Raw genomic sequence first — 23,503 nt, 5'->3', positions numbered from 1 at the left:
CGCAGCCCGCATACGGAGCTGTCATGAATATCAACATGACCTTCTTTGGTCAGATGATCTCGTTCGCGTTGCTCATCTGGTTCACCATGAAGTTCATCTGGCCGCCCATGAACCGGGCGATTGAAGAACGCCAGAAGAAGATCGCCGACGGACTGGCGGCTGCCGAGCGCAGCCAGCACGACCTGGCCCAGGCCCAGCAGAGCGTGGACGCCGCGATGCGCGAAGCGCGGACCAAGGCCAACGAAGTGATCGACCAGGCGCACCAGCGCGCGAACCAGATCATCGAGCAGGCCAAGACCGACGCCATGGTGGAAGCCACCCGCCAGAAGGCTATGGCCGATGCCGAAATCGTCGCATCGCAGAACCGTGCCCGCGAGGATCTGCGCAAGCAGGTGTCCGCGCTGGCCGTCAGCGGTGCCGAGAAGCTGCTGCGCCGGGAAATCGACGCCAACGCCCACAAGGCGCTGCTCGATGAACTCGCCGCCCAGCTTTGATCCAGCCAACGACCGGATGCCCTGAGCAATGAGCCAGACCATGACCCTCGCCCGACCCTACGCCCGCGCCGCGTTCGCAGCGGCCAGCGGGGCCGGCCAGGTGGCCAGCTGGTCGCAGGCGCTTGCGCTTGCCGCCCGCGTCGCCGCCGATCCGAAGGTGGAGGCGCTGCTGAAGCATCCGCAGCTGTCGACCACCGAGGCCGCGTCGCTGCTGGCCGTCGACGGTGCCGGCGAGGATTTCGGCCGCTTCATCGAGCTGCTGGCGTCCAACCGCCGCCTGCCGTTGCTGGCGGAGATCGCCGGCATGTTCGAGCAGTTGCGCGCGGAAGCCGAGCACGTGGTCAAGGCGCGCGTCACCTCCGCCAGCGAAATGCCGGCCGCCGAGCTGGAGTCGATCCGCGTTGGCCTCAAGCGCCGCTTCGGCCGCGAGGTTGAGCTGGAAACCGCGATCGACGAGTCGCTGATCGGTGGCGCGGTGATCGATGCCGGCGACGTGGTCATCGACGGCTCGCTGAAGAGCAAGCTCTCGCGCATGCAGTCGGCGCTGGCCGGCTGACCGGCTCCAATCGACGATCCGAATCATCTACTTCCGGCGTCCGCGCCGGGTACCAGGGAAACACCCATGCAAACCACGCTCAACCCGTCCGAAATCAGTGAACTGATCAAGACCCGCATCGAGAAGGTCAAGCTGTCCGCAGAGTCGCGCAACGAAGGCACCGTGACCTCGGTGGCCGACGGCATCGTGCGCATCCACGGCCTGGCCGACGTGATGCAGGGCGAGATGATCGAATTGCCCAACAGCATCTTCGCGCTGGCCCTGAACCTGGAGCGCGACTCGGTCGGTGCCGTGGTGCTGGGCGGCTACGAGAACCTGCGCGAAGGCGACGTGGCCAAGACCACCGGCCGCATCCTGGAAGTGCCGATCGGCAATGAGCTGCTGGGCCGCGTGGTCAACGCGCTGGGCGAGCCGATCGACGGCAAGGGCCCGATCGACGCCAAGCTGACCGCCCCGGTGGAGCGCGTCGCTCCCGGCGTGATCTGGCGCCAGTCGGTCGATCAGCCGGTCCAGACGGGCTACAAGTCCGTCGATGCGATGATCCCGATCGGCCGTGGCCAGCGCGAGCTGATCATCGGTGACCGCCAGACCGGCAAGACCGCGATGGCGATCGATGCGGTGATCAACCAGAAGAACACCGGCATCAAGTGCGTGTACGTGGCGATCGGCCAGAAGGCCTCGACCGTTGCGAACATCGTGCGCAAGCTGGAAGAGAACGGCGCGCTGGCCCATACCATCGTGGTTGCCGCGACCGCGTCCGAGTCGGCGGCGATGCAGTACATCAGCGCCTACGCCGGCTGCACCATGGGCGAGTACTTCATGGACCGCGGCGAGGATGCGCTGATCGTCTATGACGATCTGTCCAAGCAGGCCGTGGCCTACCGCCAGATCTCCCTGCTGCTGCGCCGCCCGCCGGGCCGCGAAGCGTATCCGGGCGACGTGTTCTACCTGCACTCCCGCCTGCTGGAGCGCGCCGCGCGCGTGTCCGCGGACTATGTGGAGAAGTTCACCAACGGCGAGGTGACCGGCAGGACCGGCTCGCTGACCGCGCTGCCGATCATCGAGACCCAGGCCGGCGACGTGTCCGCGTTCGTGCCGACCAACGTGATCTCCATCACCGACGGCCAGATCTTCCTGGAAACCGACCTGTTCAACGCCGGCATCCGGCCTGCGGTGAACGCGGGCATCTCGGTGTCGCGCGTGGGTGGTTCGGCGCAGACCAAGATCATCAAGAAGCTGTCGGGCGGCATCCGTATCTCGCTGGCGCAGTACCGCGAGCTGGCGGCGTTTGCCCAGTTCGCGTCCGACCTGGACGAGGCGACCCGCAAGCAGCTCGAGCGCGGCCAGCGCGTGACCGAGCTGATGAAGCAGAAGCAGTACAGCCCGATGTCGATCGCCGACCAGGCGCTGTCGATCTACGCGGTCAACGAGGGCTTCCTCGACGACGTGGCCGTGGCCAAGATCCTCGCGTTCGAGGAAGGCCTGCACGCGCACTTCGCCAACACCCAGGGCGAGCTGATCAGCAAGATCAACAGCAGCGGCGCGTGGAACGACGAGATCGAGGCGGCGTTCAAGCAGGGCATCGCAGAGTTCAAGCAGACCGGCACCTGGTAAGGCGGAAAAGACGATGGCAGGCGGACGTGAAATCAAAACCAAGATCAAGAGTGTGCAGAACACCCGCAAGGTGACGCGCGCGCTCGAGATGGTCTCGGCTTCCAAGATCCGCAAGGCGCAGGAGCGGATGAAGGTCTCGCGCCCGTATGCGCGGGTGATGAGGCAGGTCATCGGACACCTGGCCCAGGCCAACTCCGACTACCAGCATCCGTACATGATCGAGCGCGCCGATCCCAAGCGCGTGGCCTACGTCATCGTGTCCTCCGACCGTGGCCTGGCCGGCGGGCTCAACAACAACCTGTTCCGCAAGCTGCTGGGCGAGATCCACAAGTGGCAGCAGCAGGGCGTCGAGGTCGACGTGGTCACCATCGGCCAGAAGGCCTCGGTGTTCTTCCGCCGGATCAAGGTCAACATGCTCGCCACCGTGACCCACCTGGGCGACCAGCCCCGGGTGGAGCAGCTGATCGGCGTGATCAAGGTCGTGCTGGACGGTTACAGCGCCGGCAACATCGACCGCGTGTTCATCTGCTACAACGATTTCATCAACACCATGGTCCAGCGCGCCGCGTTCGACCAGTTGCTGCCGCTGCCGCCGTCCGAGGAGGCGATGTCGCGCCACGACTGGGACTACATCTACGAGCCGGACGCCGAAACCGTCCTGGACCACGTGATGACGCGCTACATCGAGTCGCTGGTGTACCAGGCGGTACTGGAAAACGTGGCGTCCGAGCATGCCGCACGCATGGTCGCGATGAAGTCCGCCTCCGACAACGCCAACAACCTGATCGGTGACCTGCAGCTGGTCTACAACAAGGCCCGCCAGGCCGCGATCACCCAGGAAATTTCCGAGATTGTCGGCGGCGCGTCTGCGGTCTGACCGCGGTACCACCGGCTTCCGTCCGGAACTCCACACCCCAATCCCGCGGCCGCGATGTGCGATCCGCAAGCAGCTTCAGAGATACGAGGAAACATCATGAGCCAGGGCAAGATCGTTCAGATCATCGGCGCCGTCGTCGACGTCGAGTTTCCGCGCGACGCGGTCCCGCGCATTTACGACGCGCTGAAGGTCGACAACACCGAGATCACGCTGGAAGTGCAGCAGCAGCTGGGCGACGGCGTGGTGCGTACGATCGCGCTGGGCTCCACCGACGGCCTCAAGCGCAACCTGGTGGCCAGCAACACCGGCAAGGGCATCTCGGTGCCGGTCGGTCGTGGCACGCTGGGCCGCATCATGGACGTGCTGGGTCGCCCGATCGACGAGGCCGGTCCGGTCGAGGCCACCGCGCAGTGGGAAATCCACCGCGAGTCGCCGAGCTATGAAGAGCAGGCCGCGGCCAACGCGCTGCTGGAAACCGGCATCAAGGTCATCGACCTGATGTGCCCGTTCGCTAAGGGCGGCAAGGTCGGCCTGTTCGGCGGCGCCGGCGTGGGCAAGACCGTCAACATGATGGAGCTGATCAACAACATCGCCAAGGCGCACGAAGGCCTGTCGGTGTTCGCCGGCGTGGGCGAGCGTACCCGCGAGGGCAACGACTTCTACCACGAGATGAAGGACTCCAACGTCCTCGACAAGGTCGCGATGGTGTACGGCCAGATGAACGAGCCGCCGGGCAACCGCCTGCGCGTCGCGCTGACCGGCCTGACCATGGCCGAGTACTTCCGCGACGAGAAGGACGAGAGCGGCAAGGGCCGCGACGTGCTGTTCTTCGTCGACAACATCTACCGCTACACCCTGGCCGGTACCGAGGTGTCCGCTCTGCTCGGGCGCATGCCGTCGGCGGTGGGTTACCAGCCGACCCTGGCCGAGGAAATGGGCGTCCTGCAGGAGCGCATCACCTCCACCAAGACCGGCTCGATCACCTCCGTGCAGGCCGTGTACGTTCCCGCGGACGACCTGACCGATCCATCGCCGGCGACCACCTTCGCCCATCTGGACGCCACCGTCGTGCTGTCGCGTGACATCGCCTCGCTGGGCATCTACCCGGCGGTCGATCCGCTGGATTCGACCTCGCGCCTGCTGGATCCCAACGTGATCGGCCACGAGCACTACGACACCGCCCGCAAGGTCCAGGCCACGCTGCAGAAGTACAAGGAGCTCAAGGACATCATCGCGATCCTGGGCATGGACGAGCTGTCGGAAGAGGACAAGCAGGCCGTGTCGCGGGCGCGCAAGATTGAGCGCTTCTTCAGCCAGCCCTTCCACGTGGCCGAGGTGTTCACCGGCTCGCCGGGCAAGTACGTGCCGCTGAAGGACACCATCCGCGGCTTCAAGGGCATCGTGGACGGCGAGTACGACCACCTGCCCGAGCAGGCGTTCTACATGGTCGGCAGCATCGAGGACGCGGTCGAGAAGGGCAAGAAGATCACCGGCGAAGCCGCCTGATCCGACTCCAGGCAGAGAATTCTATGGCTAGCACCTTCCGTTGCGACATCGTCAGCGCCGAAGAGGAAATCTTCCGCGGCGACGCCACCATGCTGGTGGCGACCGGCGAGATGGGCGAGCTGGGCATCGCGCCCAAGCACGCCCCGCTGATCACCCGCCTGAAGCCGGGCAAGATCGTGGTGACCCTGCCCAATGGCGACCAGCTCGACTTCGCCGTCACCGGCGGCATCCTCGAGGTACAGCCGCAGGTGGTGACCATCCTGGCCGACACCGCGATCCGCGCCCAGGACATCGACGAGGCCGCGGTGCGCGCCGCCAAGGAAGAGGCCGAGCGCATCCTGGCCCGCCGTGCCGAGCCGATGGAAGTGGCCGAGGCACAGGCGCGCCTGGCCGAGGTGACCGTGCAGTTGCAGGCGCTGGAACGTCTGCGCCGGAACATGAAGCACTGACGTACGCTGCGCACACGCGGCACCGACGACGCCGGCCCCGCGCCGGCGTTGTCGTATCTGCGCTTTCCATCTCTGTGCTGTCGAGGCGGGCGCGTCAGCGGCGGTATACCCAGTGGCGCGACAGGACGAAACCGATGCCGCCCAGGGCGATTTCCACCGCCGGTTTCGCCAGCCAGGCCCATTTCAGGCCGGCGAAGTGGTTGATCCCGCCCATCGCCCACGTGCTGATCGCCGTGGTCAGCGTCCACATCAGCAGGAAGCGGAATAACTGGCGCCTGCCAAGCACGGTGTCGTCGCCGGCAAAGGTGATCCAGCCGTTCAACCAGAACCCTATCAGCGCGCCACTGACGCGACCGGCGATGTTCGCCAGCTCGACCGACAGCCCGTAATGGCTCAGCGCGACCATCACCGCCCAGTCCAGCAGCCACTGGCCCAGTCCGATGGCGAAGTAGTGCTGTCCTTGTCGCGACAGGCTCATGGTGCCGGTGCCACGCATTGACGCGGAATGGCCCACCCCTGAAGCTCGTTCACGGCTAATTCGAGGCCGAAAGCAAACGCGCCCTCGGCTGCCCAAATCAGCGCTTGAGCAAGCATTTGACGGCGCGCGGCGGCAGCGGATCGGGGCACCGCGGAATCCTAGCAGATGGCCAGAAGCCGGGAATCGTCAATTGGCAGTTGAAACCCAACGACCGGTGGACCTGTCGAGTCCTGGATTTCCCCGAGCTTTCACGAACGATCTAGAATCACTCCGCGAGAATCAGTTCCCCGGGCGCGTCTGCGCTCATCCTGTTTTTTATCGGTAGTTTCCGGAGTCCGCATGCCAGCCCCCCTGCACGTCGTCATCCTTGCCGCCGGTGAAGGCAAGCGTATGAAGTCAGCACTGCCCAAAGTGCTGCAGAAGATCGCCGGCAGACCGATGCTCGGCCACGTCATCGCGACCGCGCGAGCCCTGCAGCCGGCCGGTATGCACATCGTCTACGGCCATGGCGGCGAGCAGGTGCGTGACGCGTTCAGCAGTCAATCCGACCTGCTGTGGACCGAACAGGTGGAGCGGCTGGGAACCGGCCATGCGGTGCAACAGGCGATGCCGGACGTGCCCCAGGATGCGCGCTTGCTGGTGCTCTATGGCGACGTGCCGCTTATCACCGCGGAGACGCTGCAGCGATTGCTGGCATCGACCGGACGCGTGGGCGTGCTGGTCGCCGATCTGGAGGATCCCACCGGTTACGGGCGCGTACTGCGCGATGCGCAGGGCATGGTCGCGCGCATCATCGAGCAGAAGGATGCCAGCGAGCAGGAACGCGCGATCCGCACGGTCAATACCGGCATCCTGGTGGCCGATGGCGAACCGCTGCGACGCTGGCTGGAGCGGCTGGAGAACAACAACGCCCAGGGCGAGTACTACCTGACCGATATCTTCGCCTCTGCCGCAGCGGAGTTCGCACCGGCCGGGATGGTCCACGTCGACGATCCGGTCGAGGTCGAGGGCGCCAATGACCCGTGGCAGCTCGCCCAGCTCGAGCGGGCCTTCCAACTGCGCGCGGCCAAGGCGCTGACGGTCGCCGGAGCGCGCCTGGCCGACCCGGCACGGGTCGACATCCGCGGCGAGGTCACCGTCGGCCGCGACGTGGAGATCGACGCCAACGTCGTCCTTGAGGGCCGCGTGGACCTGGGTGACGGCGTCCGGATCGGCCCGTTCTGCCGCCTGCGCGATGTCACCCTGGGTGCCGGAACCGAGGTGCGCGCGCACTGTGACCTCGACGGGGTGGTGGTGGAGGGCGCGGCCGTGATCGGTCCCTACGCACGCCTGCGGCCCGGCACGGTGCTGGCAGACGGCGCGCACGTCGGCAATTTTGTTGAAATCAAGAACACCCACATCGGGGTCGGCAGCAAGGCCAACCACCTGAGCTATCTGGGCGACGCGGTGATCGGTAGCGGGGTAAACATCGGCGCCGGCACGATCACCTGCAATTACGACGGGGTCAACAAGGCGCGCACCACGATCGAGGATGGCGCCTTCATTGGTTCCAACAGCTCGCTGGTGGCGCCGGTCAGCATCGGCAGGGATGCGACGATCGCGGCGGGTTCGGTGATTACCCGGCCCGCACCGGAGGGCCGCTTGAGCGTCGCCCGCTCGCGCCAGTCGGTGGTCGAGGGCTGGCAGCGGCCGGTGAAAAAGCCCGGAAACTGAGGGCGGGCGCACCGGGCAGGTGCATCAGCGCTCCGCTGCGTCTGGTAAGCGCGTGCAAAACGCGTTCGTTTCAAGCTCGCGGCCGTTCTGGAACCAGGCGGCAGGCGAAACCGGTTGACCTTCCCGGCTAAACTGTCCGGCTACCTGCAGGAGTCCGAGTCATGTGTGGAATCGTTGGTGCGATCGCTGATCGCGATGTGGTCCCGGTCCTGATCGAGGGACTGAAGCGGCTGGAATACCGCGGCTATGACTCCGCCGGCATCGCCGTGATCAACGACCACGACGTGCGGCGCGTCCGGCGCACCGGCCGGGTTTCCGAGATGGAGGCTGCCGCGTTGGCCGAGGACCTGCAGGCCCAGCTGGGCATCGGCCATACGCGCTGGGCCACTCACGGGGGGGTGACCGAGGCCAACGCACACCCCCACGTCAGTCACGGCGTGGCGCTGGTCCACAACGGCATCATCGAGAACCACGACCAGCAGCGCGAGAAGCTGATGGCCATGGGTTACGAGTTCGAATCGCAGACCGACACCGAGGTCATCGCCCACCTGATCCACTCCTTCCTGGTCCACGGCGCGGACCTGCTGACCGCGGTGCAGGCGGCGGTGCGCGAGTTGCACGGCGCCTATGCGCTGGCCGTGGTCAGCCGCAAGGAGCCAAGCAAGCTGATTGCCGCGCGCATGGGCTGCCCGTTGCTGATCGGCGTTGGCGAGGGCGAGAACTTCATCGCCAGCGATGTGTCCGCGATCCTGCAGGCGACCCGCAACGTCATCTTCCTGGAAGAGGGCGACACCGCCGAGATCACCCGCGACAGCGTGACCGTGTTTGGCGCGGACAACCAGCCCGTCGAGCGCGCGATGCACCAGTCCGACGTCTCGCTGGCTTCGCTGGAGCTCGGCCCTTACAGCCACTTCATGCAGAAGGAGATCCACGAGCAGCCGCGTGCGGTCGCCGACACCATCGAGGGCGTGATCGATGCCGGCGAATTCTCCGCCGAGCTGTTCGGGCCCGATGCGGCCGAGGTGCTGGAGGGCATCGAAGGCGTGCTGATCCTCGCCTGCGGTACCAGCTACTACGCCGGCATGACCGCGCGCTACTGGATCGAGGGCATCGCCGGTCTGCCCTGCTCGGTGGAGATCGCCAGCGAGTACCGCTACCGCGACGCCGTGGCCAATCCGACGACGCTGGTGGTGACGCTGTCGCAGTCGGGCGAGACCCTGGACACGATGGAGGCGTTGAAATATGCCAAGTCGCTGGGCCAGGAGCGGACTCTGTCGATCTGCAACGTGCCCGAGAGCGCGATCCCTCGGGCCAGCCGGCTGGTCTACTACACCCGCGCCGGGGCCGAGATCGGGGTGGCCTCGACCAAGGCCTTCACGACCCAGCTGGTGGCGCTGTTCACCCTGACCGCGACCCTGGCCAAGCTGCAGGGCCGCCTGGACGAGGCCGGCGAGGCGGACTACATCGACGCGTTGCGCCGGTTGCCTGGCAGCGTCCAGCACGCGCTCAACCTGGAGCCGCAGATCACCGCCTGGTCGGAGCACTTCGCGCCCAAGGAGCACGCGTTGTTCCTCGGCCGCGGCGTGCATTACCCGATCGCGCTGGAGGGCGCGCTCAAGCTCAAGGAAATCTCCTACATCCACGCAGAGGCCTACCCGGCGGGTGAGCTCAAGCACGGCCCACTGGCGCTGGTCACCGACGAGATGCCGGTGGTGGTGATCGCGCCCAACGACAGCCTGCTGGAGAAGGTCAAATCCAATATGCAGGAAGTGCGCGCGCGCGGTGGCCAGCTGTTCGTGTTCACAGATGCCGACAGCAACTTCCATCCCAGCGAGGGCGTGCATGTGATCCGCGCCGCGCGCCACGTCGGCGTGCTGAGCCCGATCATCCACACCATTCCGGTCCAGCTGCTGGCCTACCACGTGGCCCTGGTGCGCGGCACCGACGTCGACAAGCCGCGCAACCTGGCCAAGAGCGTCACGGTCGAATAGCACCGCTTAAAAGTGCTATTCAATGGGTAAAAGCGCGTGCTAGTCTGCGCGCTCGAAGGGGAGTAGCTCCCACACGCTGTACCCGTCAATACGAGCCCCGGCTCCGGCGCAGCGGCATGGCCACCACGGCATGTGAGCAAGACCTTCGCGAGTCACTGCAAGACGCCTGACGGCTTTTGCAGTGGCGACCGACCAGACGCTGGCATTCCGCCAGCCGGTCGGCAACGCGAAGGAATAACCCGATGGAACTGCTCGCCAATCCCGAAGTGTGGGTCGCGCTCGCCACCCTCACCGCCCTGGAACTCGTCCTGGGCATCGACAACATCATCTTCATCTCGATCCTGGCCGGCCGCTTGCCGGTGCAGCAACGCGATCGTGCGCGCAAGCTGGGGATCCTGCTGGCCGCGGTGACCCGGCTGGGGCTGCTGTTCACCATCGCCTGGATCATCGGCCTGACCGCGCCACTGTTCACCGTATTCGGCCACGCGTTTTCCTGGCGCGACCTGATCCTGATCGGCGGCGGCTTTTTCCTGATCGCCAAGGCTACCCACGAAATCCATCAGCGCGTCGACGGCCCGCCTGCCCACGTCACCGCCGCGGCGGCTGCCACAGCGACGTTCGGCGGCGTGCTCGCGCAGATCATGGTGCTGGACATCGTGTTCTCGCTGGACTCGATCATCACCGCGGTCGGCATGGTCGAGCAGCGCTGGGTAATGGTGACCGCCATCGTGATTTCCATCGTCTTCATGCTGGCCTTTGCGCGGCCGATCAGCGACTTCGTCGAGCGCCATCCGACGGTCAAAGTGCTCGCGCTGAGCTTCCTGCTGATGATCGGCCTGGTGCTGATAGCCGATGGCTTCGGGCTGCACATCCCGAAGGGCTACGTCTATGTGGCGATGGCGTTCTCGGTGTTCGTCGAGCTGGTCAACCTGTGGATCCGGCGGCGGGAGCGGGCGCCCGAGGCGGCCGAGGCGTCAGGCGTGGAACCCGCGTAGCAGCCGCAGCAACGCCCGACGCCAGCCCTCAGTCATCAAGCTCGCGGAGACGGGTTGCATCGCTGGGCCGACCTCCCAGCAGGCCCTCCAGGCCGGTGAGCATCTCGCCGATCCGCAGCCCGTCGGCATCGATGCTGTACTCGCGCAACTCATTGGAATGATCGCTGGCCCGAACCTTGACCACCGCCAACATCCGCAGCAGCCGGCTCTCCACTTCCATATAGCGCTGCACGATGATCGCGTCGGTCATGAAGGCAGTGCCGTAGGGGCTGAAGCGCAGATCGGTGTAGCGGTCTTCCAGTTCGGAGGTCATCAGCACAGTGACCCCGACGCTGGCCAGCGCGGCCACCATCCGGGCGAGATTTTCGCGGAAGTCGGCGCGGAAGGTGGGCGCGAGGGCCATCTCGAAGCCTGACAGCGAATCGATCACCACCCGCTTGGCGTCGAGGCGGCGAACCTCACTCAACAACAGTCCGACGACCTCATCGATGGACAGGTCGGCCGCGCGGCTGTCGACGACGCCGACCTGGCCGCCGGCGATGAGCCCGGCCAGCACGCGGTCGCGCGACCGCTGCGGAGGCTGCTCGAACGCGGCGATTACCCCGGCCTCCCCACAGCGCGCGCCTTCGGCCAGGAACGCGCCGGCCAGGATGCTCTTGCCCGATCCGGACGGTCCGGCAACCAGCAACGAATACCCTCGGGGCAGGCCGCCGCCCATCATCTCGTCCAGGCCCGGTACGCCCATGAGCGCGCGCGGTTGCAGCAACTGCCGCTCGACGTCGCCGGCTAGTGTCAGGGCGCGCGCGGGCGCGAACACCTTCACCCCAGCCGCGGAAATGCGGAACGTATGGAGGCCGGGCAACGAGGGGTGCCCGCGCATCTTCCTGATTTCCACCTTGCGCACCATGGAATTGCGCTGCACGCTCTGGTGCAGGCAGATCATGCCGTCGGCCACGGTGAAAACGGGATTGGCTTCCGACTCGATGGAATACTCGCCGATCAGGAAGGTGGTCGCCTGCCAGCTCGTCATCAACATGCCGAGCTGCTGGATGAACCGCTGCAGGTTGTTGCTCGATCCGTCCGTGAGCGTGCCCACCTGCGCGACGGAGCGAAACGAATCGACGAAGACAAGCGAGGGGTTGTACTTTTCCACCTCCAGCACGATCCGGTCCAGCACGTGGTCCAGATCGTTCGACAGCACCTCGTCGGAGAGGTTGATGAAGTGGATCGATTGGCCGATGGCGTCGCTTTGGAAGAAGTCGAACTGCTGCTGGTAACGCAGCATCTTCAGTGGCGGCTCGCCCAGCACGGTCAGGTACAGCACAGGGCGCTCGGGCGTCGCCAGGGCAAACATGATCTGGTGCGCCAGCGTGGTCTTGCCACTGCCCGGGTCACCGGCGATGAGGTTGAACGAGAACTCGGGTATGCCGCCGCCGAGTACTTCGTCCAGGCCGGGCACGCCCGTTGCCAGGGCTTTGATGGGCGATTGGGTCTTCATGGTCATCTGTCCGGTACGTCGGTGTCGCTTGAGTGATTCGCCCACACGGAACGAAGCAATTGCTCGGTGAGCGGGAGCCCCACCAGGGTGACGATCAGGTCGTAGAAGGTTTGCAGCAGCGCCTCGCCGACGGTGAGCGCGTCGGCATGGCTTTGGTGGGCGAGCATGTCGCGCAGAGCGTCGAAGTGTGCGTCTGCATCCATCTGTGGACCTGCCGGGGTGCGCGCCAGAATGGGGCGTAGCGAGGGGGTCAGGTAAAAGCTGCGGCGGATCAGCAGCAATACGCCGTGTGCATCCAGTGTCGGCGACATTGTGGCCTCGATCTCGCGCAGTATCGAAATCAGGACATCCGCAACGCGTGCCGGGTCCGCACTTTCCCCGACCCTTGCGGATAAGGTCTGCGACAACCACGGATTGGAATGAGGCACTTGATCCCGCCGGGCAGGCTTGGCGACGACCGGCTAATCGATCGTCATGCGTTGCCGCCTGTTGAACGCGTCGACGCCTGTTGCGGTGCGCCCGACACGTTGTGAACCTGCAGCATAGGGCATCCGCATCCCCACGGCGCAACCAAGGCTCGAGCGCCGTCGGTGCCCACAAAAAGAAGCCGGCGGGATATTCCGCCGGTTCCACTGTCGCAGCAGCGTTCGAGTCGCAGCGCCTGGGTACTTACTGGCGCGGCGTCCAACGCAGGGTCAGGTGCCATTCGCGACCGGCCTGGTGGTAGTAGGCGGCGGTGCGGTAGTCGCGATCGAACGCATTGGCCAGTTTGGCCTGCACGCTCAGCGCATTGGTGAGCGCGTACTCGGCGCGCAGGTCGAGGGTGGCATAGCCGGGAAGTGGCACGGTGTTGGCGACATCGTCGTGGCGCGAGGCTTCCGCGATGCCGGTCAGGCCGAGGCGCAAGCCGCCGAATGCGCGGTCCAGCGATGCGCGCGCGCTCTTGCCGGCACGGCGCGGCAACTCGTTGCCGTCCTGGAAGCCGCCGCTGCGGTTCTCGGTATCGACGACGCTGAAGCTGGCATCGACCTTCCACTCGGCGACCTCGCCGCGGACGCCCAGCTCGGCGCCACGCATGCGCGCGCGGTCCACGTTGCCGGGCAGACCGATGGCGCCGTCGAACGCGATCAGGTTGTCGACCCTGGTGTGGAACGCATCCAGGTCCACGTTCCAGCCGTGCCCGCTCCAGCCCAGGCCGATCTCGGCGGTCTCCGACTCCTCGGGCACCAGGTCGGGGTTGCCGAAGTAGGGGTAGTAGAGATCGAGGAAGTTGGGCGCCTTGAACGCGGTGCCCCAGCCAGCCTTGATGCGCCAACCGCCGGCGATGTCCATGCCCCAGCCCAGGCCGCCGGTGGTGTGGCCGCCGAACTGGTCATTGTCATCGCGGCGCACGCTGGCCTCCAGGCGATGTGCGCCGAGGCGGGACTGGACGTGGGCGAAGGCGGCGCGGTTTGACCGCGAATCGACCTCGTAGGCAGTGTCGCCGGAGACCTGGTCACGCGACCAGTCCGCGCCCAGCGTGAGCACGTGGGCGGGGGCGAGGGTCAGGTCGGCCTGCAGCGTCGCGCTGTCGCGATCGGTGCTGAAGCCGCCCATGAAGGCCTCGTCCTTGTACTGGTCGGAGGAGTCGACGTTGCGGCCGGCGGTCAGGCTCAGCTTCGCGCGCTCGCTGGCCTGCCACGACAGGTTGCCGCCGACGACCTGCTGCACGGTCTCGGCGTAGTTGGTGTAGTCGCCGTCGTACTCGTTCTCCCCTTCGCTGCGCATGGCGTGCAGTTGCAGCTGCCAGGCGTCGTTGAAGTCGTAGCCGCCGCGCAGCGAGATCGCATTCTGGATGTAGCCGTCCTTGTCAGGCTCGGGCGCCGCAAGGCCGCAGCCACCGAACGGGCTGGGCGCGGGGTCGCAGGCATTGAAACCCTCGGTGCGCTGGAAGGCGTAGTCCGCGCCGAACCAGCTGCGTTCGGTACGCCCGCCAAATCCGGTACCGAACTCGTGGGCGCCGTTGCTGCCGCCACCCACGTGCATGCGTGGGGCGAAGCCGCCGTCGCCGTCGCGGCGGGTAAAGATCTGGATGACGCCGCCGATCGCGTCGGCGCCGTACAGGCTGGAGCGCGGCCCACGCACGATCTCGATGCGCTCGATCAGCTCGATCGGCAGGTTCTGCCATGCCGCAAGTCCCGACGTCGAGGAGCCGATGCGCACGCCATCCACCAGCACCACGGTGTGGTCCGAATCGGCGCCGCGCAGGAACAGGCTGGTGAGTTTGCCCGCGCCGCCCTGGTTGGAGATCGAGATGCCCGCGCGGCCGCGCAGCAGGTCGGGAACTGATTTGGCCTGGCTGCGTTCAATGGCCTCGCGGTCGATGACTTCCACCGGTGCCAGGACATCGGCAACCGGATTTGCAGTGCGGGTCGCGGTGACCACGACCTGGTCCAGGTCGGTCGCCTGCATCAGCGGTCCGGGCGAGGGTGCTGCGTTGGCGGCGGTGGCAAATGCCGCTACGGCCAGGCCGGCCGCAACGGCTGCGGCAAGCGGGGTGGGGGTGGATCGCATGGGTGGTTCTCCTTGCGCATGCCCCTCCGTCCCCGGGGTGGCGATGCGTTGCATTGCGGGAGTCGCAACGCGGGAACCGGGCAGCAGGCGGGCGCAGGGCGCAATCTCGCCGCCGCCATGCCCTCCGCATCGCAACCAGTCGACTTCGTGGCCGGTCTCCGGACTTGCGGGGCGTCAGAACCACGACACCAACCACGGCGCCTTCCCATGCCGGAGCACAGTGGCGGTGAGCCGTGACGGGACCTGCCAATGTGGCCGATCCCCTCGCTTACCGTTGCGGGGGCAGTGCCGGCATGGCCGCTTTGGCGACGTCACCGGCTTCCCGTTTCAACCCGTTGGCATGACGCCGTGAGGTCACCTCGAAGCGGGCGCATTGTACGCCATCGAGCCGGCACTCAGTCGGATTCGTGATCGTCCGGGCGCGGCGCGACGGTGTCGGCGGTCAGCACGGTGGTGGTGACCGGTCCTGCGGGGGGCGCATGGCGCGGCGGTGGCAGCTCGTCGATGGCGGCTTCCGCGGCAGCCACCAGTTCGCTGCGACGCTCCTGGGACACGTCCTGCCAGTGGCAATCCTGGAGCGCGCCTTCGATCGAATAAAGCAGGTTGAGCGTGGGCCGGAAGCCGGCGCGCTTGACCCGCATGAAGGCCTCGACGGGGCCGGCTTCCACCAGGTCCCCGCGCGTGCGCAAGCCGACCTGGTGCAGCCACGCAGCGGATTTGGGCCCGATGTTGCGCAGCTTGTCCTTCAAGCCAGCGAGTCCACGAACACGGCGGCGAGCGTCTCCAGCCCGTGCTGGTCATCGGCGTCGAAGCGGTTGAGTTCGGGGCTGTCGATATCGAACACGCCAATCAACTCGCCACCCGCGACCAGCGGAACGACGACCTCGGAGCGCGACGCGGAGTCGCAGGCGATATGACCGGGGAAGGCGTCGACGTCGGCAACGCGCTGGGTCTGCCGGGTGCTTGCCGCGGCGCCGCAAACGCCCTTGTTCAGCGGAATGCGAACGCATGCCGGCTGGCCCTGGAACGGCCCGACCACGAGTTCGTTCCCGTCATGGAAATAGAACCCGACCCAGTTCAGCGCGGGCAGCGCGTGATAGACCAGCGCGGACAGGTTGGCGGCGTTGGCAATACGGTCGCGTTCGCCGGCGAGCAGGGATCGCGCCTGCGACGCCAGTTCGGCGTATTGCTCCGGCTTGCTGCCGGAAAGCGTGGTGGCTGTGAACATGGCCGCCAGTCTAGCTGACAATAAAAAACCCGGAGGCTTGCGCTTCCGGGTCTGTCTTCCCGCCGGGGCGGAAAAGAGGCCAGTCTTACTTGGCCTTGGATGCCTTGCTCGCGTTCTTGGCGAACGACTGGGTCTTCTCGTTGACCGCATTGGCGACCTGCTCGGCGCTGGACTGGGCGGTCTTGGCGGCCGAGGCAAGCTGCGACTTGCTGATGTCGGCGATCTGCTCGTTGGCCTTGCTGCTGTGCTCCATCACCTTCTGGGTGACGGCGACGCCGCGCTCGAGGTTCTCGCGCGCAACCTGCACGCCCTTGGGCCAGATGTTCTTCATGCCATCGGCATCACGCACTTCGGCGGCTTCGCCGAGGAAGGCGAACGTGGCGTTGGCGCGGTCCTGGATGGCGGCCAGCTGCAGGGCGAAGATCGACTCGGTGCTCTCGATCGCCAGGCGATTGACCTGGGCGGCAGCATCGGCGAATTCGCGGGTAGCGGCGGCAAACTGCTCGTTGAACTGGGTGTACATGACGGACTCTCCTGCTGATCTCGACAAGAGGTTTGTCGATTTGTGCGTTGCAGCATATCGCGCCTTATGGTGCGATGCAACATATAGCGTTCAGGTCCGTTCAGCAAGGGTTTCAGCGGGTGTCGGCGAACACGCAGGAGCGGTCAGCCGCGGTAACGACAGCCCGAGGTGCAGGTCTCATTCACGACCACTTCACTGAGCAAGGGCAGTGCCGGCTTCAGGCGGTCCCAGATCCACAGCGCAAGACGCTCGCTGGTCGGGTTCTCCAGCCCCGGCACCTCGTTGAGGTAGTGGTGGTCAAGCTGGTCATAGAGCGGCTGGAACGCGGCCTTGATGTCGGAGAAATCCATGATCCAGCCGGTGTGCTCCCCGGGCTCGCCTTCCACGTGGACCTCGATACGGAACGAGTGGCCGTGCAGGCGCGCGCACTTGTGGCCTTCCGGCACGTTGGGCAGGCGGTGCGCCGCCTCGAGGGTGAAACTCTTGAAGATGTTCATGGTCCCCATTGTATCGGCACGGCGTGGCGCGCCCGGTGCCACGAGCTGAATCAGCAGCCCTGGCGATTCGTCGCCAGCGTGGTGTGGTGGCAAGATGGAGGGACATGGAAACCCAATCCAAGCCGACGCCGGTCATCGACCTGGCCTCGCTGCGCCACGGTTGCGCCCAGTGTTCACTGCGACAGCTCTGTCTGCCGGCAGGAATCGGTGCCACCGACCTGCAGCAACTGGACGAAATCGTGAAACGCCGGCGCCCCGTCGGGCGCGGCGAACTGCTGTTCCGCGCCGGCGACCGGCTCGGCGCGGTGTACGTCGCCCGCAATGGGGCCTTCAAGACCGTCAGCACCAGCGCGGAGGGCGATGCGCAGGTCGTCGGCTTCCATATCGCCGGCGAGCTGATCGGTCTGGATGCGCTGGGCGAGGGGGTCCACCGCTGCGACGCGGTGGCCCTGACCGCGGCCAATGTGTGCGAGGTGCCGTTCGAGCAGTTGACTGCCGTGGCTGCCCAGGTGCCAGGTCTGCAGCAGCAGTTGATGCGGGTCATCGGCCACAGCATGGCGCGTGATCAGGATCATCTGCAGATGCTGGTCAGGCGCCAGGCCAACGAGCGCATTGCGCTGTTCCTGGTCGGCCTGTGCGAGCGGCTGCGCAACATCGGCGAATCGGCCACCCAGTTCCGGCTGCCGATGAGCCGCGAGGACATCGCCCACTTCCTCGGACTGGCGCTGGAAACGGTCAGCCGTGGCTTCAGCCGGCTGCAGGACGATGGCGTGATTGCCGTGGTCGGGCGCAAGGTGGAAATCCTCGACGCCGTGGAGCTGCAGCGACTGGCGCAGGGTGGGGAGCTGCCGTGTGCGGTGAAGCGCGGCGCGACGGGCTGAATCGACTGCACCACCCCGTCGCGCGGGCATTGCGCGTGGGCGTTGTCCCGGATAGCTACACGGTGCGCGGCAGGCAGCCCAGCGCGCTCAGCAGTCCGTGCAGCGCCGGCACCTGCATCAACCAGGGCGAGGCGATGGTGAGCAGGCCGGCGGCAAGCACGAGCAGGCCGGCGCCCAGGCGCCATCCACCGCGCTGTAGACGCTGGCCCAGGCGCGCGCCCGACCAGGTCAGCGAGACCATCAGCGGCAGTGTGCCCAGGCCGAAGGCGGCCATCGTCAGCGCGCCGTTGCGCGCGTCGGCCTGCAGCCATGCCGCGGCGAGCATGGTGGTGCTCAGGCCGCACGGCATCCAGCCCCACAGCATGCCCAGGCCGATCCGCTTGGCACTGGTGTTGGCCGGCAAAAGGCGGCGCTGCAGGGGCCGCAACGTCGCCCATAACTTGCCGGTGCCCGGGCCTGACAGGAATGCCAGGCGCCCCTTGCGATCCAGCAGGCGGATGGCCACCACCACCAGCACCAGGCCAACCCCGGCGCGTAGCGCCATCGCGAGCCAGTCCAGCCGCGCCAGATCCAGGATGCCGTGGCCGAAGCCACCGACCAGCGCACCGGCCAGGGTGTAGCCGAGGACGCGGCCCAGGTTCGGTTCGACCGCGTATTTCCAGCTCGCCCGCGGTCCCATCGCCGAGAAGCCCGTGGCGATGCCACCGCACATCGCGGCGCAATGCACGCCGCCCATCAGCCCGGTCAGGAGGGCGGCGCCCAGCGTCAGCCAGTCCAGCGGCATCGTCAGTCGTTCCGGCCCTGCGGGCGTGCATCCACTTCGGCGCCGTGACCGGTCGCCGGCGCTGGCGCGGCAGGCGAGGTCTCCGCGCCGGGCGGATCAACCTTGCTGGCCCGCGGATCAAGCACCGGGCGGTCGTGCTCGTCCTCACGCAGGATATCCAGCGCAGGGGTATCCATGTCCTCGAACTGACCGCGCTTGACCGCCCATATGAAGGCCCACAGCGCGAGACCCAGGCCGAGCATGCTGACGGGAATCAGGAACAGCAGGATATTCATGATCGACCCTCCGCGGCCGTCAGTCGCGAGCGGGGCAGCGTCGGCGCGGCGGCCGGCGCGCGGGTCAGGCGCAGTGCGTTTGCGGTCACGATCAGGGAGGACACCGCCATGCCCAGCGCGGCGATCCAGGGCGTGACCATGCCCGCAGCCGCCAGCGGCAGGGCGAGCACGTTGTAGCCTATTGCCCAGCCGATGTTCTGGTGGATGATCCGTCGCGTCCGCCGGGCCACCGAAATGGCCTCCGGGATGCGTGACAGCGAGGAGCCGGTCAGGACCAGGTCGGCGGCGCGTTGGGCCAGCGCGGCGCCTTCCCCAATCGCCAGCGAGACATCCGCGCCGGCGAGCACGGGCGCGTCGTTGAGGCCGTCGCCGATCATCGCCACGATGCGTCCCTGGGCCTGCAACGCGCGGGCGTAGGCGAGCTTGTCCTCCGGGCTCTGCCGCGCATGCGCGTCCTCGATGCCAACCTGGTGGGCGAAGCGCTCCACCGCGCGGGCGGCGTCGCCGCTGGACAGGTGGACCGACAGTCCCAATTCACGCAGCGACGCCACCGCGACGCGTGCATCGGCGCGCTCCGATTCGGCCAGCTGGAAACGGGCCACTGCCCGCGCCCCGTCACCCAGCCAGAGCCAACCGTCGTCGCTGGCACCGGCCGCAAAACCCGCCTGCCCCAGACGCCACAACCGGCCGTCGACCACACCCTCGATGCCCTGGCCCGGAACGGCGCGGACATCGCGGGCCAGGGGAGCGTCCTCCACGCGCGCAAACGCCCGCGCGATCGGATGGCCACTGTCGCGCTCCAGCGCCGCGGCGATGCGCAGCACCTGGCTGCGATCCAGATCGCTCGACACCTCCACCGCCGCCAGCGCGGGCTTGCCGTCGCTGAGGGTGCCGGTCTTGTCGAACACGATGTCGGTGGCGTCGCCCAGCCGGTCCAGGGCATTCTCGCGCACCGCCAGCACGCCAAGCCGGGCGAGCGCGCCGTGCGCCGCCGCCAGCGCCGCGGGCACGGCAAGGGACAACGCGCACGGGCAGCTGATCACCAGCAGCGCCAGGGTGACCTCGAAGGCGCGCGACGGGTCGTAGGCGCGCCAGCCGAAGTACACCGCGACCGTTGCCAGCAACAGACCACTGACGAAATAGTGGGCGATACGCTCGGCGGTGCGGGCCAACGCTGGGCGCTGTGCCTGCGCCTGTTCGACCAGTCGGGCCAGTTGCGAGAGGCGGGTAGCGCTGCCGGTTTCGGTGACCGCCAGCCGGGCCGGCTGTTCGCGGCAGACGGTGCCGGCGTACACCGGATCGCCCGCGGACTTGTCGACCGGGCTGGACTCGCCGGTGAGCAGCGCTTCCTCGAAGCGCGCATGGGCATCCAGCAGGCGTCCGTCGGCGGCAACGACCTCGCCCACCGCCACGCACGCGATGTCGCCGATCACCAATGCCGGCAACGGGATCGACTCCCGGCTGCCATCGGCCAGTTCACGCGTCGCGAAGGCCGGACGCGCACGGGCCAGCGCATCGACCTGGGCGCTGGCGATGTTGCGCGCCCGCTGCTCCAGCATTCGTGCGATCGAGAGCAGGAACACGAACATCACCGCGGCGTCGTACCAGACGTGCTCGCTGCCGCGGACGGTGCCGACCACGCTGGCAAAATACGCCAGCAGGGTCGAGCCGGCGATCAGCGTGTCCATGCCGAGCTGGCGGTGGCGCAGCTCGCGCCAGGCCCCGCTGATGAATGGCCAGCCCGCGTAGAACACCACCGGCGTGGAGACCAGGAAGGTCAGCCAGCGGAAAAAGTCACGGGTCGGGATCGGCATCGAGCCGGTCGTGTCCAGGTACAGCGAGCCGGCGAGCATCATCGCCTGCATCGAGCCCAGGCCAGCGACGCCGATGCGGATCAGGTCGCGGTTGCGCTGCCGGCGATGGGCGCGCTCACGCGCCTCGCCACTGGCCAGATAGGGCCGGTAACCCAGCGCCACCAGCCGCTGCAGGGGTGCCGACAGCGCGGTTTGCGCCGGATCCCAGGCCACCCGGATGCGGCCGGTGACCGCGTTCGCGCCGGCCTCCAGCACGCCGGCCTCGCGTGCCAGCACGCGGTCGATCAGCCACGCGCAGGCCGCGCAGCGCATGCCGTCGGTGAGCAGGGTGATCTCGCGGCCGCCGGGGATGTCGTGGGCGTGTTCGGCCAGCAGTTCGTCGCGGTCCCAAACGGCAAGATCGACGGGATCGGCATCGACCCGGCCGGCGTGCTGGCTGCGCAGCTGGTAGTAGTCGCCCAGGTCCGCTTCGCGGATCCACTGCGCGGCTGCGGCGCAACCGTCGCAGCAGAACAGGCGCGATGAGCCATCCAGTTCGACGCGCGCCGGCGATGCGGGGAGCGCTTCGCCGCAGTGGTAGCACCCGTCGGTATCCGCGAGCAGCGAATCGTTGCGCGTGGTGACGCCTGCGCTCATGGCCGCAGCCATTGCACGGACCTACTGGGCCTGCAACGAAGGCCGCAGGTTGGTGGCCTGCTGGCCCTTGGGAAGACGCCCTCTCAGGCGCCAATGCGAGTCCTCCGGCCCCAGCTCGACCTTCCAGTCGTGGCTGTCGTCCAGCTCGGCGTCCACGCGCCAGCCCAGCTCGCCCGGGGCGAGCAGCAACACCGTGTCGCGGGCCGAGTCGGACGGGTGGGCGAGGGTCAGCCGCAGCGGCGCCTTGTGGTCGAACGTTCCACTGACCGGAAGCACCTCAATGAACCCGCCCTCCGCGTCGGTACGCACGATCGCGCTGAGCTTCTGCTCGCTGGCGACCGCATCCGCCCCGAGGTCGGCGGTCTGGATCTGCGCGGTGCGCTGGACATCGTCGCGGACCACGTCGTTGCCGTCGCCACCGGCGATGAAGATCAGGCCGATGCTGGCGATCACCACCGCCGCTGGCAGCGCGATCACCAGCCAGACGATCGGCATGCGCCAGGGCGATTCCGGCTTGTCGTTGGGGTCGGGCGTACTGCCGCGCTTTTCCGGGGTCGGATCGGTCATGGGGTAGGTCCAAAGAAGCTGCTGTCCGCGACCTGGCGGATGCTGCCGTCGGCCGACTCGATGATGAAGCGCACCTCGTGGCGGCCCTGCACGCTGGCCGGCGCGGTGACTTCCACCGGCACCGATGCGACCTGGGCAGCCTGCACGTGCACGTTGGTACCGGCGTCGCGCAGCTCGATCCCGGGCGTCTTGGCGTCCAGGGTGATGCGGTAGTCCTGCTCCAGGTCGGTCTTGTTCACCAGCTTCAGGGTGTAGCCGTTGTCGATGCCGTCGGCGGTGACGCGGTACAGCGCGTTGCGATCGCGCAGCACGTCCACGATCAGCGGGCTGCGCGCGGCGATGCCCCAGGCCCAAGCGCCGATCAGCACCAGCAGGAGTGCCGCGTAGACGAACACGCGCGGGCGCAGGACGCGGGTCGGCTTGCCGTCGATCGCGTTCTGGGTGGAGTAACGGATCAGGCCACGCGGGTAGCCCATCTTGTCCATGACCTCATCGCACACGTCCACGCAGGCACCGCAGGCGATGCAGTCGTACTGCAGGCCGTTGCGGATGTCGATCCCGGTCGGGCAGACCTGGACGCAGAGCGTGCAGTCGATGCAGTCGCCGGCAAGCTCGGGGTCAGGGCGTGGCAGGGGGACCTCCAGGCTGGCGCCGAATTCGGCGTCGTTCGGCAGCCCGGCGTCGGCGCGCGCCACCTCCATGGCGTTGCCGGCGGCGTCGTGGTGGCTGGCGCGGAACACCAGCTCGTAGGCCAGCACTTTGTCCAGCAAGCCGCGGCCGCGCGAGACCACGTCGCCCAGGCCGCGGCGGCGCGGACCGCGCGGCTCGCCGCGCATCGGGTCGTACGCGATGATCAGGGTGTCACGGTCGAACATCGCGCTCTGGAAGCGCGCGTACGGGCACATGTAGCGGCACACCTGCTCGCGCAGGAAACCGGCGTTGCCGAGCGTGGCGAGGGCGTAGAAGAACACCCAGAAGGTTTCCCAGCCGTTCCAGTCGAACGGCCAGATGCGCTGGCCAAGGCTGACGATCGGGGTGAAGAAACCAACGAAGGTAAAGCCGGTCCACAGCGCGAACACGATCCACAGAAAGTGCTTGCTGCCCTTGCGCAGGATCTTGTTGCCGTTCCACGGCCCGGCGTCGAGCTTCATCCGCTTGGCGCGGTCGCCCTCCGTCCAGCGCTCCATCCACAGGAACACCTCGGTCCACACCGTTTGCGGACAGGCGTAACCGCACCAGATGCGTCCGGCCAGTGCAGTGACGAAGAACAGCACCATCGCCAGGATGATCAGCAGCATCGCCAGGAAGGTGAAATCCTGCGGCCAGAAGGTCAGTCCGAACACGTGGAACTTGCGCGCCGGCAGGTCGAACAGGACCGCCTGGTGGCCGTCCCATTGCAGCCAGGGGAACACGTAGTACATGCCCAGCAACCAGAACACCGCCACCTTGCGCAGGCGATCGAACCGGCCAGTGACATCGCGCGGATAGACCTTCCGCTCCTTGACGTAGACGGAGCTTCCGCTGCCGTCGTCAAGGAGGTCGATGTCGATTTTCTTGCTCACCGCAGACTGCCT

At 67.1% G+C, this 23,503-nt stretch carries 23 protein-coding genes and 1 riboswitch; of the genes, 10 read left to right on the top strand and 13 right to left on the bottom strand.

The window, feature by feature from the left end; translation table 11 throughout:
* Nucleotides 1-23: 23 nt before the first annotated feature.
* The 6 genes from INQ43_RS11055 (at nt 24) to INQ43_RS11030 (ending at nt 5,496) form a co-directional block, all read left to right on the top strand.
* The gene (locus INQ43_RS11055; RefSeq protein ID WP_043957968.1) at nt 24-494 is read left to right on the top strand and encodes a F0F1 ATP synthase subunit B; all 471 of its coding nucleotides are present in this window, start codon (nt 24-26) and stop codon (nt 492-494) included.
* Between the two features lie 28 nt (nt 495-522).
* On the top strand, nt 523-1,050 hold the full coding sequence (locus INQ43_RS11050; protein WP_194036483.1) for a F0F1 ATP synthase subunit delta: 528 nt from the start codon (nt 523-525) through the stop codon (nt 1,048-1,050).
* A gap of 66 nt (nt 1,051-1,116) precedes the next feature.
* Nucleotides 1,117-2,664, top strand: a complete 1,548-nt coding sequence (atpA, locus tag INQ43_RS11045; protein ID WP_194034299.1) for a F0F1 ATP synthase subunit alpha — start codon at nt 1,117-1,119, stop codon at nt 2,662-2,664.
* A gap of 13 nt (nt 2,665-2,677) precedes the next feature.
* Nucleotides 2,678-3,541 carry a F0F1 ATP synthase subunit gamma gene (atpG, locus tag INQ43_RS11040; RefSeq protein ID WP_193984606.1) on the top strand — a complete coding sequence of 288 codons (864 nt, stop codon included), beginning with the start codon at nt 2,678-2,680 and terminating at the stop codon, nt 3,539-3,541.
* Nucleotides 3,542-3,637: 96 nt separating this feature from the next.
* Nucleotides 3,638-5,047: a F0F1 ATP synthase subunit beta gene (gene atpD / locus INQ43_RS11035; RefSeq protein WP_194036482.1), complete on the top strand. Its 1,410-nt coding sequence runs from the start codon at nt 3,638-3,640 to the stop codon at nt 5,045-5,047.
* A 23-nt stretch (nt 5,048-5,070) separates the two neighbouring features.
* Nucleotides 5,071-5,496, top strand: a complete 426-nt coding sequence (locus tag INQ43_RS11030) for a F0F1 ATP synthase subunit epsilon (RefSeq protein WP_194034296.1) — start codon at nt 5,071-5,073, stop codon at nt 5,494-5,496.
* A 94-nt stretch (nt 5,497-5,590) separates the two neighbouring features.
* Here INQ43_RS11030 and INQ43_RS11025 read toward each other — a convergent pair whose 3' ends face one another.
* Nucleotides 5,591-5,974 carry a GtrA family protein gene (locus INQ43_RS11025; protein ID WP_194036481.1) on the bottom strand — a complete coding sequence of 128 codons (384 nt, stop codon included), beginning with the start codon at nt 5,972-5,974 and terminating at the stop codon, nt 5,591-5,593.
* A 339-nt stretch (nt 5,975-6,313) separates the two neighbouring features.
* On the opposite strand from INQ43_RS11025, the gene glmU reads away from it, so the two are divergent.
* The 3 genes from glmU (at nt 6,314) to INQ43_RS11010 (ending at nt 10,673) form a co-directional block, all read left to right on the top strand.
* A complete protein-coding gene (gene glmU, locus INQ43_RS11020; protein ID WP_194036480.1) occupies nt 6,314-7,687 on the top strand; it encodes a bifunctional UDP-N-acetylglucosamine diphosphorylase/glucosamine-1-phosphate N-acetyltransferase GlmU in 1,374 nt (457 codons plus the stop codon).
* Between the two features lie 161 nt (nt 7,688-7,848).
* Nucleotides 7,849-9,678: a glutamine--fructose-6-phosphate transaminase (isomerizing) gene (gene glmS, locus INQ43_RS11015; protein WP_194036479.1), complete on the top strand. Its 1,830-nt coding sequence runs from the start codon at nt 7,849-7,851 to the stop codon at nt 9,676-9,678.
* 242 nt (nt 9,679-9,920) lie between these two features.
* On the top strand, nt 9,921-10,673 hold the full coding sequence (locus tag INQ43_RS11010) for a TerC family protein (protein ID WP_194036478.1): 753 nt from the start codon (nt 9,921-9,923) through the stop codon (nt 10,671-10,673).
* A 28-nt stretch (nt 10,674-10,701) separates the two neighbouring features.
* Here the strand turns inward: INQ43_RS11010 and INQ43_RS11005 are convergent, their stop codons facing one another.
* The 7 genes from INQ43_RS11005 to queD all read right to left on the bottom strand — a co-directional run bounded on the left by INQ43_RS11005 (nt 10,702) and on the right by queD (nt 16,972).
* The gene (locus tag INQ43_RS11005; protein WP_194036477.1) at nt 10,702-12,171 is read right to left on the bottom strand and encodes an ATPase domain-containing protein; all 1,470 of its coding nucleotides are present in this window, start codon (nt 12,169-12,171) and stop codon (nt 10,702-10,704) included.
* A 2-nt stretch (nt 12,172-12,173) separates the two neighbouring features.
* Complete coding sequence (locus INQ43_RS11000; protein WP_194036476.1) at nt 12,174-12,599, bottom strand: hypothetical protein; 426 nt, start codon at nt 12,597-12,599, stop codon at nt 12,174-12,176.
* Nucleotides 12,600-12,840: 241 nt separating this feature from the next.
* Entirely contained in the window at nt 12,841-14,724 is a 1,884-nt protein-coding gene (gene btuB / locus INQ43_RS10995; protein WP_194036475.1) for a TonB-dependent vitamin B12 receptor, read from the bottom strand.
* A 131-nt stretch (nt 14,725-14,855) separates the two neighbouring features.
* Nucleotides 14,856-15,101, bottom strand: a riboswitch (cobalamin riboswitch).
* Between the two features lie 18 nt (nt 15,102-15,119).
* The gene (locus INQ43_RS10990) at nt 15,120-15,473 is read right to left on the bottom strand and encodes a TfoX/Sxy family protein (protein ID WP_228062504.1); all 354 of its coding nucleotides are present in this window, start codon (nt 15,471-15,473) and stop codon (nt 15,120-15,122) included.
* Complete coding sequence (locus INQ43_RS10985; RefSeq protein ID WP_194036474.1) at nt 15,470-15,952, bottom strand: GAF domain-containing protein; 483 nt, start codon at nt 15,950-15,952, stop codon at nt 15,470-15,472. The genes INQ43_RS10990 and INQ43_RS10985 overlap by 4 nt, the downstream gene beginning before the upstream one ends.
* An 85-nt stretch (nt 15,953-16,037) precedes the next feature.
* Nucleotides 16,038-16,475: a phasin family protein gene (locus INQ43_RS10980; protein WP_194036473.1), complete on the bottom strand. Its 438-nt coding sequence runs from the start codon at nt 16,473-16,475 to the stop codon at nt 16,038-16,040.
* 143 nt (nt 16,476-16,618) lie between these two features.
* Nucleotides 16,619-16,972, bottom strand: a complete 354-nt coding sequence (gene queD, locus INQ43_RS10975) for a 6-carboxytetrahydropterin synthase QueD (protein ID WP_194036472.1) — start codon at nt 16,970-16,972, stop codon at nt 16,619-16,621.
* Nucleotides 16,973-17,076: 104 nt separating this feature from the next.
* Here queD and INQ43_RS10970 point away from each other — a divergent pair, with 104 nt between their 5' ends.
* Nucleotides 17,077-17,853, top strand: coding sequence for a helix-turn-helix domain-containing protein (locus INQ43_RS10970; protein WP_194036471.1), 777 nt, complete (start codon nt 17,077-17,079; stop codon nt 17,851-17,853).
* Between the two features lie 55 nt (nt 17,854-17,908).
* On the opposite strand, the gene INQ43_RS10965 is transcribed toward INQ43_RS10970, so the two are convergent.
* From INQ43_RS10965 to INQ43_RS10945, 5 genes are read right to left on the bottom strand one after another with little or no spacing between them, the layout of a single operon-like run.
* Nucleotides 17,909-18,637 (bottom strand): sulfite exporter TauE/SafE family protein, encoded by a 729-nt coding sequence (locus INQ43_RS10965; protein ID WP_194036470.1) that lies wholly within the window; start codon nt 18,635-18,637, stop codon nt 17,909-17,911.
* 2 nt (nt 18,638-18,639) lie between these two features.
* Nucleotides 18,640-18,912: a cbb3-type cytochrome oxidase assembly protein CcoS gene (gene ccoS, locus INQ43_RS10960; RefSeq protein ID WP_194036469.1), complete on the bottom strand. Its 273-nt coding sequence runs from the start codon at nt 18,910-18,912 to the stop codon at nt 18,640-18,642.
* A complete protein-coding gene (locus tag INQ43_RS10955) occupies nt 18,909-21,362 on the bottom strand; it encodes a heavy metal translocating P-type ATPase (protein WP_194036468.1) in 2,454 nt (817 codons plus the stop codon). Before INQ43_RS10955 ends, ccoS begins: the two co-directional genes overlap by 4 nt.
* 21 nt (nt 21,363-21,383) lie before the next feature.
* Nucleotides 21,384-21,929 (bottom strand): FixH family protein, encoded by a 546-nt coding sequence (locus INQ43_RS10950; RefSeq protein ID WP_194036467.1) that lies wholly within the window; start codon nt 21,927-21,929, stop codon nt 21,384-21,386.
* Nucleotides 21,926-23,491: a 4Fe-4S dicluster domain-containing protein gene (locus INQ43_RS10945; RefSeq protein ID WP_194034281.1), complete on the bottom strand. Its 1,566-nt coding sequence runs from the start codon at nt 23,489-23,491 to the stop codon at nt 21,926-21,928. Before INQ43_RS10945 ends, INQ43_RS10950 begins: the two co-directional genes overlap by 4 nt.
* Between the last annotated feature and the right edge of the window lie 12 nt (nt 23,492-23,503).

Origin of the sequence: Lysobacter sp. H23M47 (assembly GCF_015209765.1) — a bacterium.
GTDB classification, from domain to species: Bacteria; Pseudomonadota; Gammaproteobacteria; order Xanthomonadales; family Xanthomonadaceae; genus Novilysobacter; species Novilysobacter avium.
Note: the sequence above shows the minus strand (reverse complement) of the source record. Positions and strands in the feature narration are given on the sequence as shown.

Excerpts from the sequence above, each read along its gene's own strand:
- INQ43_RS11055 (WP_043957968.1), top strand. The coding sequence starts at position 24 with ATGAATATCAACATGACCTTCTTTGGTCAGATGATCTCGTTCGCGTTG.
- INQ43_RS11050 (WP_194036483.1), top strand. The coding sequence starts at position 523 with ATGAGCCAGACCATGACCCTCGCCCGACCCTACGCCCGCGCCGCGTTC.
- atpA (WP_194034299.1), top strand. The coding sequence starts at position 1,117 with ATGCAAACCACGCTCAACCCGTCCGAAATCAGTGAACTGATCAAGACC.
- atpG (WP_193984606.1), top strand. The coding sequence starts at position 2,678 with ATGGCAGGCGGACGTGAAATCAAAACCAAGATCAAGAGTGTGCAGAAC.
- atpD (WP_194036482.1), top strand. The coding sequence starts at position 3,638 with ATGAGCCAGGGCAAGATCGTTCAGATCATCGGCGCCGTCGTCGACGTC.
- INQ43_RS11030 (WP_194034296.1), top strand. The coding sequence starts at position 5,071 with ATGGCTAGCACCTTCCGTTGCGACATCGTCAGCGCCGAAGAGGAAATC.
- INQ43_RS11025 (WP_194036481.1), bottom strand. The coding sequence starts at position 5,974 with ATGAGCCTGTCGCGACAAGGACAGCACTACTTCGCCATCGGACTGGGC.
- glmU (WP_194036480.1), top strand. The coding sequence starts at position 6,314 with ATGCCAGCCCCCCTGCACGTCGTCATCCTTGCCGCCGGTGAAGGCAAG.
- glmS (WP_194036479.1), top strand. The coding sequence starts at position 7,849 with ATGTGTGGAATCGTTGGTGCGATCGCTGATCGCGATGTGGTCCCGGTC.
- INQ43_RS11010 (WP_194036478.1), top strand. The coding sequence starts at position 9,921 with ATGGAACTGCTCGCCAATCCCGAAGTGTGGGTCGCGCTCGCCACCCTC.
- INQ43_RS11005 (WP_194036477.1), bottom strand. The coding sequence starts at position 12,171 with ATGAAGACCCAATCGCCCATCAAAGCCCTGGCAACGGGCGTGCCCGGC.
- btuB (WP_194036475.1), bottom strand. The coding sequence starts at position 14,724 with ATGCGATCCACCCCCACCCCGCTTGCCGCAGCCGTTGCGGCCGGCCTG.
- INQ43_RS10985 (WP_194036474.1), bottom strand. The coding sequence starts at position 15,952 with ATGTTCACAGCCACCACGCTTTCCGGCAGCAAGCCGGAGCAATACGCC.
- INQ43_RS10980 (WP_194036473.1), bottom strand. The coding sequence starts at position 16,475 with ATGTACACCCAGTTCAACGAGCAGTTTGCCGCCGCTACCCGCGAATTC.
- queD (WP_194036472.1), bottom strand. The coding sequence starts at position 16,972 with ATGAACATCTTCAAGAGTTTCACCCTCGAGGCGGCGCACCGCCTGCCC.
- INQ43_RS10970 (WP_194036471.1), top strand. The coding sequence starts at position 17,077 with ATGGAAACCCAATCCAAGCCGACGCCGGTCATCGACCTGGCCTCGCTG.
- INQ43_RS10965 (WP_194036470.1), bottom strand. The coding sequence starts at position 18,637 with ATGCCGCTGGACTGGCTGACGCTGGGCGCCGCCCTCCTGACCGGGCTG.
- ccoS (WP_194036469.1), bottom strand. The coding sequence starts at position 18,912 with ATGAATATCCTGCTGTTCCTGATTCCCGTCAGCATGCTCGGCCTGGGT.
- INQ43_RS10955 (WP_194036468.1), bottom strand. The coding sequence starts at position 21,362 with ATGAGCGCAGGCGTCACCACGCGCAACGATTCGCTGCTCGCGGATACC.
- INQ43_RS10950 (WP_194036467.1), bottom strand. The coding sequence starts at position 21,929 with ATGACCGATCCGACCCCGGAAAAGCGCGGCAGTACGCCCGACCCCAAC.